The 12,441-nt window shown below is 63.8% G+C and carries 12 protein-coding genes; 6 read left to right on the top strand and 6 right to left on the bottom strand.

What is annotated here, in order from left to right; all coding sequences use genetic code 11:
* Positions 1–110 precede the first annotated feature (110 nt).
* Genes LPW39_RS09255 through LPW39_RS09270 form a run of 4 tightly spaced genes read left to right on the top strand, consistent with a single transcriptional unit; the run spans position 111 to position 3,324 of the window.
* Complete coding sequence (locus LPW39_RS09255; protein WP_133856704.1) at positions 111–476, top strand: Zn-ribbon domain-containing OB-fold protein; 366 nt, start codon at positions 111–113, stop codon at positions 474–476.
* Positions 477–491: 15 nt separating this feature from the next.
* Entirely contained in the window at positions 492–1,685 is a 1,194-nt protein-coding gene (locus tag LPW39_RS09260; RefSeq protein ID WP_230773867.1) for a thiolase, read from the top strand.
* Positions 1,686–1,708: 23 nt separating this feature from the next.
* Positions 1,709–2,869 (top strand): acyl-CoA dehydrogenase family protein, encoded by a 1,161-nt coding sequence (locus LPW39_RS09265; protein ID WP_230773871.1) that lies wholly within the window; start codon positions 1,709–1,711, stop codon positions 2,867–2,869.
* Positions 2,866–3,324 carry a PaaI family thioesterase gene (locus tag LPW39_RS09270; RefSeq protein ID WP_021027471.1) on the top strand — a complete coding sequence of 153 codons (459 nt, stop codon included), beginning with the start codon at positions 2,866–2,868 and terminating at the stop codon, positions 3,322–3,324. The genes LPW39_RS09265 and LPW39_RS09270 overlap by 4 nt, the downstream gene beginning before the upstream one ends.
* Before the next feature lie 420 nt (positions 3,325–3,744).
* Here LPW39_RS09270 and minE read toward each other — a convergent pair whose 3' ends face one another.
* The 6 genes from minE to LPW39_RS09300 all read right to left on the bottom strand — a co-directional run bounded on the left by minE (position 3,745) and on the right by LPW39_RS09300 (position 8,946).
* On the bottom strand, positions 3,745–4,002 hold the full coding sequence (gene minE, locus LPW39_RS09275; protein ID WP_021027472.1) for a cell division topological specificity factor MinE: 258 nt from the start codon (positions 4,000–4,002) through the stop codon (positions 3,745–3,747).
* Positions 4,003–4,007: 5 nt separating this feature from the next.
* A complete protein-coding gene (gene minD / locus LPW39_RS09280; protein WP_133856701.1) occupies positions 4,008–4,820 on the bottom strand; it encodes a septum site-determining protein MinD in 813 nt (270 codons plus the stop codon).
* A 67-nt stretch (positions 4,821–4,887) separates the two neighbouring features.
* A complete protein-coding gene (gene minC / locus LPW39_RS09285) occupies positions 4,888–5,619 on the bottom strand; it encodes a septum site-determining protein MinC (protein ID WP_230773875.1) in 732 nt (243 codons plus the stop codon).
* A 189-nt stretch (positions 5,620–5,808) separates the two neighbouring features.
* Positions 5,809–7,257, bottom strand: coding sequence for a hypothetical protein (locus LPW39_RS23440; RefSeq protein WP_269075793.1), 1,449 nt, complete (start codon positions 7,255–7,257; stop codon positions 5,809–5,811).
* Positions 7,258–7,345: 88 nt separating this feature from the next.
* Positions 7,346–7,981 carry a hypothetical protein gene (locus LPW39_RS09295; RefSeq protein WP_230773877.1) on the bottom strand — a complete coding sequence of 212 codons (636 nt, stop codon included), beginning with the start codon at positions 7,979–7,981 and terminating at the stop codon, positions 7,346–7,348.
* A 23-nt stretch (positions 7,982–8,004) separates the two neighbouring features.
* A complete protein-coding gene (locus tag LPW39_RS09300; RefSeq protein ID WP_230773879.1) occupies positions 8,005–8,946 on the bottom strand; it encodes a zinc ribbon domain-containing protein in 942 nt (313 codons plus the stop codon).
* A 284-nt stretch (positions 8,947–9,230) separates the two neighbouring features.
* Between LPW39_RS09300 and LPW39_RS09305 the strand changes: the two genes are divergently transcribed.
* Together LPW39_RS09305 and LPW39_RS09310 are read left to right on the top strand one after the other, a co-directional pair.
* Positions 9,231–10,523 (top strand): solute carrier family 23 protein, encoded by a 1,293-nt coding sequence (locus tag LPW39_RS09305; protein WP_230773880.1) that lies wholly within the window; start codon positions 9,231–9,233, stop codon positions 10,521–10,523.
* Between the two features lie 236 nt (positions 10,524–10,759).
* On the top strand, positions 10,760–12,280 hold the full coding sequence (locus tag LPW39_RS09310) for an acetyl-CoA hydrolase/transferase family protein (RefSeq protein ID WP_230773882.1): 1,521 nt from the start codon (positions 10,760–10,762) through the stop codon (positions 12,278–12,280).
* The last annotated feature ends 161 nt before the right edge of the window (positions 12,281–12,441 follow it).

Genomic DNA, 12,441 nt, shown 5'->3' on the forward strand with positions numbered 1-12,441 from the left:
CCCAGGTTCGTCAAGCGCGGCCAAACCCCCTCTTCGGCAACCAATAATTGCGTGCAGCAGGCAATAGGGCCATGCTTGACCATCCGCTATCTCCTCAGAAAGATTCCGCAATGACACCCTCGATGTCAAGCCAGTACCAGGCTGCATTGGATACGGGCAGCTTCCAGATTCAGCGCTGCAAGGCCTGCGCCCAGGCCATCTTCTATCCCCGTGAGCTGTGCCCGCATTGCGGCAGCGATGCGCTGGCCTGGGAGCAACCCAGTGGCAAAGGCACGGTTTACTCAACCACGGTGATCCGCCGCAAGGCCGAGGCCGGTGGCGACTACAACGTCGCGCTGGTGGACCTGGCAGAAGGCCCGCGCATGATGAGCCGCGTCGAAGGCATGGCGCCCGCCGATGTGAAGATCGGCATGGCCGTGCAGGCCGAGGTGATCGAGCACAACGGCAAGGGCCTGGTGGTGTTCAAAGCCGCATAACAAGAGGGATAAGACATGGCACAAGTACATACCAGCAGCGGCCTGCGCGCGCTGCGCGGCAAGGCCGCCATCACCGGCGTGTCCACCTATGGCTGCGGCGAAGCCCCAGGCTCGGACGACATGCTGCTGCTCGCACGCGCGGCCCACGCCGCCGTGGCCGATGCCGGCCTGACGATGCAGGACATCGATGGCTTGGCCACCTGCAGCGTCAATGCCACGATGTGGCCCATGCCGGTGATCGAGCACCTGGGCATCAACCCGAACTACATCAACGGCACCATGGTGGGCGGCTCCAGCTTTATCGCCCACCTGCTGCCCTCGATCATGGCTTTGGAGGCCGGCCAGTGCAAGCATGTGCTGGTCTGCTACGGCAGCGCCCAGCGCTCGGCCGCCTTTGGCCGCAAAGAATCGACCGCTGCGCGCAAGTTCATGGACCCGCAGCCCTTTGAGCACCCCTTCGAGCCCACGATGCCGGTCGCGGCCTATGCGATGGCAGCGGCGCGCCACATGCACCAGTACGGCACCACGCGCGAGCAGCTCGCAGCCGTGGCCGTCTCGGCCCGCCAATGGGCGCAGAAGAACCCCGAGGCCTTCATGCGCGATCCGCTGACCATCGAGCAGGTGCTGGGCGCCCGCATGGTGGCCGACCCATTCACCGTGCGCGACTGCTGCCTGGTGACCGATGGCGGCGGTGCCTTTGTGCTCAGCCGCGCAGAAGACGCGCAGCGCGGCCCGAACGCGCCCATCTATGTGCTGGGCAATGCCACGGCCTGCTGGAACCGCCAGATCTCGTCGATGCCCGACCTCACCGTCACCGCTGCCAGCCAGTCGGGTGCGCAGGCCTTTGCGATGGCGGGCCTGACGGCACAAGACATGGATGTGGTCGAGCTCTACGACGCCTTCACCATCAACACCCTGCTCTTCCTGGAAGACCTGGGCTTTGTCAAAAAGGGCGAGGCCGGTGCCTTTGTCGCCAGCGGCGCGATTGCACCGGGCGGCAGCCTGCCGGTCAACACCAATGGCGGCGGCCTGTCCTGCGTACACCCGGGCATGTACGGCATCTTTGCGCTGATCGAGGCGGTGCGTCAGCTGCGCGGCAACTGCGGCGAGCGCCAGGTGGCCGGCGCCCAGCTGGCACTGGCCCATGGCAATGGCGGCACCCTGTCCAGCCAGGCCACGGCGATTTTGGGCACGGCGGCAACGCTCTAAAGCCCTGCAACAGAGAACATTCCATGATCCGAGACCAAGAAACCCTGGACGCGCTGCTCGACAGCGTGCGCCGCTTTGTGCGCGAGCGCCTGGTGCCCGCCGAGAACGAAGTCGCCGAAACCGACGAGATCCCCGAAGCCATCGTGCAGGAGATGCGCGATCTGGGCCTGTTCGGCCTGACCATCCCTGAAGCATTTGGCGGCCTGGAGCTGACGATGGAGGAGGAAGTGCATGTGCTGCTGGAGCTGTGCCAGACCTCGCCCGCCTTCCGATCGGTGATCGGCACCACGGTGGGCATCGGCTCGCAAGGCATCCTGATGGATGGCACCGATGCCCAGAAGGCCGAATGGCTGCCGCGCCTGGCCACCGGCGAGGTGATCGCCTCGTTCGCGCTGACCGAGCCCGAAGCCGGCTCGGACGCGGCCTCCTTGCGCACCACTGCCGTCAGGCAGGGCGACCACTACATCGTCAACGGCACCAAGCGCTTCATCACCAATGCGCCCCATGCCGGCATGTTCACCCTGATGGCGCGCACCAATCCGGCTGACAAGGGCGCCGGCGGCGTGTCCTCCTTCATCGTCGATGCCAAGAGCCCGGGCATCAGCTTTGGCAAGTACGACAAGAAGATGGGCCAGCGCGGCGCCCACACCTGCGATGTGATCTTTGACAACGTCAAGGTGCCCGCTGCCAACCTGATCGGCCTGCAGGAGGGGCGGGGCTTCAAGACCGCGATGAAGGTGCTGGAAAAAGGCCGTATCCACATCGCCGCCGTAGCCGTGGGCTGCGCCAAGCGCATCCTGCGCGACGCGCTGCAGTACGCGCTGGAGCGCAAGCAGTTTGGCCAGGCGATCTGCGACTTCCAGCTGGTGCAGGCCATGCTGGCCGACAGCCAGGCCGAGCTCTATGCCGCCGAGTGCATGACCATCGACGCGGCACGCCGCCGCGACGCGGGCCAGAACGTTTCGACCGAGGCATCAAGCGCCAAGATGTTTGCCACCGAGATGTGCGGCCGCGTGGCCGACCGTGCGGTGCAGATCCTCGGCGGCTCGGGCTATATGGCCGAGTACGGCATCGAGCGCTTCTACCGCGATGTGCGGCTGTTCCGCCTGTATGAGGGCACGACGCAGATCCAGCAGATCATCATTGCGCGCAACATGGTGCGCGAAGCCAAGGCCGCCGCATGAGCACCACCCCGCCCCGCCAGCAGCTGAGCATCGAGGACCTCAACACCCGCGTGCCGTTTCTGCGCCTCATCGGCGCCCGCCAGGATCCGAACTTTGAAGACGGCATCGTGCGCGTGCACCTGCCCGACCTGCGCGAGGAGCTGTGCAACCAGCTGCCCGCCGCGCATGGCGGCATTCTGATGACCCTGCTCGACGTGGCGATGTCGCGCGCCGCCGTGCTCGCCCCCGGCGCACCGTCGAGCACCGCCGTCACGGTAGAGATGTCCTCGCGCTTCATCTACCCTGGCCGTGGCCCGCTGGTTGCTGAAGGCTGGGTCATCAACCAGGGCCGCTCGCTCTGCACCTGCCAGGCCAACATCTACGACGCCAACCGCCGCATCCTGGCCACCGCCCAAGGTACCTTCAAATACTGGAAAGCCCACGCCTACGACAACACGGCCGAACCCAGTGCATAACTGAGGGGAAAAGCACAGGACTGTGCATAGTTTTGTGGATAAACCAGCCACTTATCCACGAACCGCCAGAAATCCACCGACTTACCCCCAACGAAAACGCGACCCGAAGGCCGCGTTTGTTTTTGGAGGAAGCAATGACAAGAACGCTGCAGTAAAACTGCACCCAAAACCAGAATGGTAATTCCGGTATTCAACAACGAAGCCCAGCAGCGCACACAGCGCCCGAGCCACCCACCACAATGGCGAGATGGGCCCGCAGGCTAGGCGTGGCGGCGCAGACAATACTTCGGTATGGCAAGGCGCCACAACAACGCATGCGGGCCCATATCGCCACCCCAAAACGAAAACTGCCAAAGCCCCAAAAATCACCAGCATTCACCGCAGCACACATGCACCACGGACAAACACCTCAGACCTAAATTACTTGTCTGGCAGCTCGATCTTGACTTCTAGAACTTCAAGATTGTCTTGTCGTTCCAGGTTTACTCGGACGTCATCCGGATTGATGGAGACGTACTTGGCAATGACAGCCATCAGCTCCTTTTGCAGAGCAGGGAGGTAGTCCGGCTGGTTGTTGCTACGCCCAGTGCGCTCCCGCGCCAAAATAATCTGCAGCCGCTCCTTGGCGACCGACGCGGTCTTCTTCTTTTCACCCAAGAACAGGGACAGCAAGGACATTGAACTTACCTCCCAAAAATGCGTTTGAAGAAACCAGGCTTCTGCGCATCGGTAAAGCGCATCGGCTTGTCTTCACCCAAAAAGCGTGCCACCACATCCTTGTAGGCTTCGGACACATCGGTCTGGCTCAGGTTGATCGCAGGGGTGCCCTGGTTGGAGGCCTGCAGCACCGATTCCGACTCGGGAATCACACCGATCAGCGGAATGCGCAGAATGTCCTGGATGTCTTCCAGCGACAGCATCTGGCCGTCCTGCACCCGGTTGGGGTTGTAGCGCGTGATCAGCAGGTGTTCCTTGATAGGATCGCCGCCATCGACGGCACGCTTGGTCTTGGAGCTGAGCATGCCCAGGATGCGGTCCGAGTCACGCACGGACGACACCTCGGGGTTGGTGACCACCAGTGCCTCGTCGGCAAAGTGCATCGCCATCAGCGCGCCGCTCTCGATACCGGCGGGCGAGTCGCAGACGATGTAGTCAAAGTCCATCGCCGCCAGGTCCTTGAGGATCTTCTCGACCCCGTCCTGCGTCAGCGCATCCTTGTCGCGCGTTTGCGAGGCGGCCAGGATGTAGAGATTTTCCAGTTGCTTGTCCTTGATCAGCGCCTGGTTGAGGTTGGCCTCACCCTGGATCACATTGATCAGGTCATAGACCACACGGCGCTCGCAGCCCATGATCAGGTCCAGATTGCGCAGGCCGACGTCAAAGTCGATCACCGCAGTTTTGTGGCCGCTCAGTGCCAGTCCGGCCGCAAAGCTTGCACTGGTGGTAGTTTTTCCAACTCCGCCCTTGCCGGAAGTTACAACGACGATTTTTGCCATCTTTCGATCCGATCCCTTTACGTCCTCAAATGTCCAAAGCCCTGTTCGGGCTGTCCCTTGGTGCCTGTCACAGCGGTTCTATCAGCAGTTTCTCACCTTCAAGCCGCACTACGGCAGCCTTGCCCGACAGCTCGGCGGGCCAATCCGACTCGACCGTACGGTAGATGCCCGCGATGGACACCAGCTGCGGCTCGAAACAGGTGCAATAAATACGTGCGCTCTTGTCCCCACGGGCACCGGCAACGGCCCTGCCACGCAGGGGGCCGTAGACATGGACGTTGCCATCGGCAATCACCTCGGCGCCAAAGCTGACGACGGCATTGACGATCACATCGCTGCCCGAGGCATAGACCTGCTGGCCCGAGCGCATGGGTTTGTCGACCCGCAAGGTGGTCTTGGACGGCAACTGCACTTCCTTGATGACCTCGACTTCGACCTCGCGCACCTCGGGCTCGGCCGCCTTGCGCGCGGGCGGTGCCTCGGGCGCAGCGATCAGGCCCGCCGCGTAGGCGCTGGCCATTTGTGCCTCACTGCCGCCGCGCACCGCCACCGGCGTGGTGCGGTATTGGCGCAGCAAGGCCACCAGGGCGACAAAGTCGATGTCCTCACCAGCCTCGCGCAGCTGCGCCAGATCGACCAGCACCGGGTCATGGTCGAAGAAGGCCGAATCGCTGCCAAAACGCTCGGCAAACTCTTGCGCCAACTGCTCCAGGTCAGCTGAACGCAGAGCAAACGCAACCACCGGCAACTGGGCGCTTTTCATATCGAAACCGCTGCGCTGGGTCGTTTCACCTGACATGGTTATAAGCCGATCTACTTATTGGACATGAATCGGCAAAGTGTAACCTGCTTGACGTGAACCGCCGCAGCCGTATGCCGTTTTGCCCGGATTGACAACACTCTTTTACCAATCAGCCGGCGCTGACTGGCGGATACAGAGTGCCATGAAAAAGGGCGCTTGCGCGCCCTGGAAGAATGCCACAACCCGTCAGGGCTTGAGCTGGAAACCGCAGTGTCCGCAGAAGACATCGTCGGCCGCCACCACTTCAAAGCAGCTGCGGCAGCGCAGCAGGGGCTCGGAGGCCGTGGGTGCCGCTGGCGCAGCCGTGGGTGGCAAGGCCGATGCGGCCGCTCCACCGACTGCTGCTGCACCCAGGCCGGTGGCTGGCGTTGTCGCCACCGGAGGCTGTGCGGGCGCAGGTGGCACCACGGGTGCTGGAGCCACAGAGATTGGCGGCACCGAAGCAGGCGGTACTGGCGCAACCACCGGCGCCGTTGCAGGGGCAGAACCCACGGGAGCAACGGGAGCAACGGGAGCAACGGGAGCCACGGGCGCAGGCGCCGGGGCAAAGATATCGTTCAGCGGTGCTACCGGTGCTACAGGCGCTGCCGGAGGACGTGCAGCAGTACCCTGGTGGCCATGGCCGTCCATATGGGTGGCGTGGCGCACCTTGTCAGCTGCTTCGCGGGCCATGCCCTGGGCCTGACGGGCCTTTTCGCGGGCCAGGTCAATGCCGGCCTGCAGGCTCTCTTCGGTGCCTTGCTCATCGAGGCCATCGGTGACCATCAGGTAAATGATGTTCACGCCCATGATCATCACCTGCATGGTCAGCGCCATCAGCACGGCAAACAGGATCACGGTCGACAGGGTGCCGGCCAGCATATGGCCACTGCCAGCCATCGCGCCAAAGGCGGCAGAGTTGCCCATGCCACCCATCGAGGCCATCATGCTCGGGCCAATCACGCCGCTGGCAATGGCCGTCATGTAGGCAAAACCGGGGATGAAGCCGGTGAACACCACCAAGGTGATGACGGTGATGACGATGTAGAGCGCCAGCAGCATCAGCACCAGCGGTACCAGGCGCGTGCGCACCACCGCCAGCACCAGCGATACCGCGCGGCGCAGCGAGCGGCCGTCCCAGATGGCGGGCGCCAGCAGCGGCGCAGCCACCCAGTACAGCGCGATGAAGAACACCGAGGCGGCGATCACCATCACCGGGTGGGCAAAGAACAGCAGGATCGGCCCGATGAAGGGAATCTTGCAGACGAAGTAGACAATGGCCGCCACCAGGCACAGGCCCAGCACCACGGCCAGCACCAGCAGCCCAAACATGATGAAGCGTGGCACACACAGCAGGCCGGCCCGGATGGCGGCCGACATGCTGCGCTGCTCCACATCCTTGGCCTTGTCCTGCAGCAGGATGCCCACGGCCGACATGCCAGCCGAGAACACCACCGAGGCAATGATCAGGAACAGCAGCGCCAGCAGCATGCTGCCCGCGCGGGTGGCCAGCATCTGGCCGCCCACCATCACCAGGCCGCCGGCCAGCCAGGTCAGAAACGACAGGCCGAGCACGCGCCATTGGGTCAGCCCCTCGGCCGCACGCATCAGTTGGCCAAAGTCAATGGACTTCAGCATCGATTTGGGAGAAGACATCTGCGATTCCTTCGTCGTGGTTACCGTGTAGATGTGCCACCGCCCCCGCAGGGGCGCGCATGGCAGCTAAGGGGTGCGAGCCGCGTGCTCAGTCGATGCGGCCGGGCCAGGGTTTGGCCTGGATCACAAAGTGCTCGATACCGGGCGGCACATTCTTGTCGGCCGATTTCTTGACCTCGACCGGGTTGCCAGCCTCGGTGGGCGCGGTGCCGGAATTGGTGTTCACCTTTTTGGCACGCAGATCACGCGGCGAGACGGTGACAAAGATCGTGGCGCCGCCGCGGTTGTCGGCCATCATCGTGGCGATGTCCTTGATGGCGACCATCGCATCCTTGTGCTCCTGGCGCGACTTGGCGGCCCAGGGCAGATCCAGCGACACCGAATCGAGCACCGGCATGCCACGTGTGGCAGGCGACTGGCTGGAGCTAAAGACCTGCTCGGTAGTGGTGGTCTTGCTGCCGGTAATGCGCTGCTTGACCGGCAGCGCCGACATGGCCTCGACCGCGCGAACGCGCAGCGCCTCGGCCTGGTCGACCTCGCCCTTCATCTTCTGCTCCCAGGTCACCAGCGCTGGGGGCACAGCCGGCTCACGGCAGCCGGGGGGCGATGCGATACCGCATTCGACCTGCACCGGTACAGCCGGCGCGGGAGCGGGTGCGGGTTCGGGTGGTGGGGCAGCACAGCCCGCCAGCGCGAGCACCGACACCAGGGCGGACATTTTCATCAACAGCTTCACAATGCTCTCCTTCAATTCAGCAAATCATCCAAGGTCTGTTTACGCACCGGCTTGCGCACCGCCGCCGGGCGGGCTGGTGCGGCTGCTGGGGCGGGCGCTTCTTCCACGGCCACGGCCGCAGCGACTGCATCTTCAGCGGCGGCCGGGGCGACCAGCGTTTCATTCGGGGCCAGGGCGGCATCGGTCGCGACCATCGCAGGTGCGGCAGCTTCCACCGGCACGGCTGCGGCATCTGCCTCTACCGGTGCGGCAATGTCTGCGGGGGCGGAGACACTGGGCGCAGCTACCGTGCCCGGTGCCGCGCGGCCTTGCTGGCTCGTCCACCACCAGGCACCAGCACCGGCCAGCACTGCCAGGCCCAGCAGCGCCAGCACGATGCGCAGCCCCTGGCCGCTTTGGGGCACAGGGGCTTCGGGCATGGGGTTGCGCGCTTGGGCGCTGGCACGTGGGCGCAGGCTGGGGTCGGGGGTGGCTGGCGGGGCACGCTTGGCAGCGGCATCGCTCTCCCACAGCGGGGACTCGGGCTCGCGCAATGCGGGGGCGGGCACGGCTGCAGCCGAGCTGCCCGCCGCGCCGCCAATCACCATCGCGGCGCTGGTCTGGATGCGCTCACCGGGCAAGCTGGATGGGGGTCCGGAGCTGTCCTGCACATTGCCAAAGACCAGAATGGCCTTTTCCTCGGCCACGTTCAGCGGGGCATCCCATTCCGGGGCCGTGTCCTGAAAGCCGGGCGTCTCTTCGAAACGGCACCCACATTGTTTGCAAAACAGCGCCTGGCCCTTGCACAGCGCGCCGCAATCGGGGCAGGTGGCATAGGCCGCCACCGGCGCGGCTGGCACCGCCCGGGCGCTGGCCAGGCCATCGGAGGTCGGCACGGTCTGAACCTTGGAGCCGCATTTTCGACAGAATTTGGCGCCGGCGGCCAATGCCTCGCCACATTGCACACAGTTCATAGAATCCCTCTCCCTAGACAACAAGTTGTTGCAGGCAACTTGTTGTATTTGTTCTCAATATGATTGCGATTATCTATTGGAATGGCCCGTCAGGCCAGTGCCGCAGCGCCACACCTGGTGTGCCAGCCTCTGCACCGGGGGTTCTGTGGTTCTGCATCCTTCCAGGTTAGAGAGTTTCCCTCTCTCTACAAGGATTGCCAAATTCACTATGATGCAGCACCTTTTCTCTTGCGCGCCTGCAACTGCCCCTCCCGGTGCAGCCCTGCCTGCGGCCTGCCCAAACCATGTCTGATTCCTTCCTTCCCCGCTGGCGTGAAGTGCGCCCGGGCGCTGACGATGTCGTCGCGCCCGATGAGCGCCTGCCCTGGCCACAAACCTCGATCATGGGGGTGCAGCATGTCATCGCCATGTTTGGCTCGACCATTCTGGCGCCCATTCTGATGGGTTTTGATCCAAATGTCGCCATTTTGATGAGTGGTGTCGGCACATTGATCTTCTTTCTGATCACTGGCGGCCGCGTGCCCAGCTACCTGGGATCGAGCTTTGCCTTCATCGGCGTGGTGATTGCCGCCACCGGCTATACCGGCTCCGGGCCCAATGCCAACATTGGCATGGCGCTGGGCGGCATCATTGCCTGCGGCCTGCTCTACACCTTGATCGGCTTTATCGTGCAAGCGGTGGGCACGGGCTGGATCGAGCGCTTCATGCCCCCGGTGGTGACCGGCGCCATCGTGGCCGTGATCGGCCTGAACCTGGCCAGCGTTCCGGTCAAAAACATGGCCAGCAACAACTTCGAGAGCTGGATGCAGGCGATGACCTTTGTCTGTGTCGGCATGGTGGCCGTGCTCACCCGGGGCATGGTGCAGCGTCTGCTGATCCTGGTGGGCCTGATTGCAGCGGCCATCATCTACGCCATCCTGACCAATGGCATGGGCCTGGGCAAGCCGGTGGATCTGTCGGGCCTGGCCTCGGCCGCCTGGATCGGCATGCCCAATTTCTCGGCACCGCAGTTCAGCCCCCAAGCCATGGTGCTGATCGCCCCGATCGTGATCATCCTGGTGGCCGAGAACCTCGGTCACATCAAGGCCGTGACGGCCATGACCGGCCGCAACCTGGACCAGTACATGGGCCGGGCCTTCATCGGCGACGGCGTGGCGACCATGGTCAGCGGCGGCGTGGGCGGCACGGGTGTGACCACCTATGCCGAAAACATCGGCGTAATGGCCGCAACGCGCATCTACTCGACCGCTGTCTTCATGGTGGCCGGCCTGATTGCGCTGCTGCTGGGCTTTTCGCCCAAGTTCGGCGCACTGATCCAGGCGATCCCGCTGCCCGTCATGGGCGGTGTGTCCATCGTGGTGTTCGGCCTGATTGCCGTGGCCGGCGCCAAGATCTGGGTGGAAAACAAGGTGGATTTCTCGCAGAACAAGAACCTGATCGTGGCCGCCATCACCCTGATCATCGGTACCGGGGACTTCACCCTGAAGTTCGGCAGCTTTGCGCTGGGCGGCATCGGGACCGCAACCTTCGGCGCCATCATCCTCTACCAACTGCTCAACCGCAGCGACAAGCGCTGAGCAGCTCGCCAGCCCTTCCCCCCAGCCCGGTTGTCCCGGGCTTTTTTATGCGCTAAATTGTTGCAGTGCAACAATAAATTGCCAGTGCAGTAGCACTTATCCACAATCGGGTATTCCCGGATTCTCAATGGTTTCGGATGCAACGACTGCTAAGATTTGCCCGCCTCGCCGCCCGGCCTATGCCGCTGGGCTGCATCTGTAGACAATAACGAAAACATCTCCCTGGAGTCTCCCCCATGTCGTTGAATGACCGTGTGCGCTGCAGCGCGCTGCACTCCCGCATCATGTCCGCAGCCGACGCGGCTGCCCTGATCCCCGCCGGCGCCAATGTGGGCATGAGCGGTTTCACCGGCGCAGGCTACCCCAAGGCCCTGCCCCAGGCCATTGCCAGCCATGCCAAGGCCGAGCATGCCGCAGGCCGGCCCTACAAGATCAATGTGTGGACGGGCGCCTCCACCGCTGCGGAATGCGATGGCGTGCTGGCCGAGGCCGGTGCCATCGACCAGCGCCTGCCCTTCAACACCGACCCTATCGCGCGCAAGTCCATCAATGCCGGAGACATCAACTTCATCGACATGCACCTGTCCCACGTCGCCCAGCATGCCTGGTTCGGCTTTCTGGGCCCCATGCATGTGGCCGTGGTCGAAGTGCTGGGCATCACCGCCGATGGCCTGCTGATCCCGTCGACCGCCGTGGGCAACAACAAGACCTGGCTGGAGATTGCGGACAAGGTGATCCTCGAGGTGAACACCAAGCCGCCCGCCAGAATGGAAGGCATGCACGACATCTACTACGGCACGGCGATCCCGCCGCGCCGCGTGCCCATCCGCATGACGCATGCCGACGACCGCATCGGCGAGGGCTACCTGAAGGTGGACCTGGACAAGGTGGTCGCCGTGGTCGAGACCCACAAGGGCGACCGCGACAATGTGTTTGCCGCGCCGGATGCCAACTCCAACACCATTGCCGCCTCGATCATCGACTTTCTCTCGCACGAGATGAAGATGGGCCGCCTGCCCCAGCAGATGCTGCCGATCCAGTCGGGCGTGGGCAATGTCGCCAATGCGGTGCTGGCCGGCCTGCTCACCGGCCCCTTCGACAACCTGCTGGGCTTCACCGAAGTGCTGCAGGACGGCATGCTTGACCTGCTGCGCAGCGGCAAGATGGCGCGCGCCTCGGCCACCTCCATCTCGCTGTCGTCTGCCGCCTACCGCGATTTCGAGGAGAACATCGACTTCTACCGCGACCGCATCATCCTGCGCCCGCAGGAGATCTCCAACCACCCCGAGCTGGTACGCCGCCTGGGCGTAATCGCGATGAACTCGATGATCGAGGCCGACATCTACGGCAACATCAACTCCACCCATGTGATGGGATCGAGCATGATGAACGGTATTGGCGGCAGTGGCGACTTTGCCCGCAACGGCTTTCTGTCCTTCTTCGTCACGCCCTCGGTGGCCAAGAACGGCCATATCTCCTGCATCGTGCCCATGTGCTCGCATGTGGACCACACCGAGCACGACACACAGATCATCGTCACCGAACAAGGCCTGGCCGATCTGCGCGGCCTCTCGCCCAAGCAGCGCGCCAAGGTCATCATCGAGCGCTGCGCGCACCCGGACTTCCGCCCCATGCTGCAGGACTATGTGGACCGTGCGATGCAGCAGTCGGCCGGCCTGCATACGCCGCACATCCTGACCGAGGCGCTGTCCTGGCACCAGCGCTACCTGGATACCGGCTCGATGAAGACCGCCTGATCCACCCACCCGATCACCCGGACGCCCCGCCAGCCTGCGCTGTGCGGGGCGTTTTGCATCTGTCTCCGACGCAATTGCGGCGGCGGACGCTGCAGCGCACAATAGCGGCGAGCCATGGCAGCCGCCATCGAAAAAGTCGCGCCAGCTTTTGATATGACTGA

Origin of the sequence: Comamonas koreensis, from assembly GCF_021026195.1 — a bacterium.
Classification (GTDB): domain Bacteria; phylum Pseudomonadota; class Gammaproteobacteria; order Burkholderiales; family Burkholderiaceae_C; genus Comamonas; species Comamonas koreensis.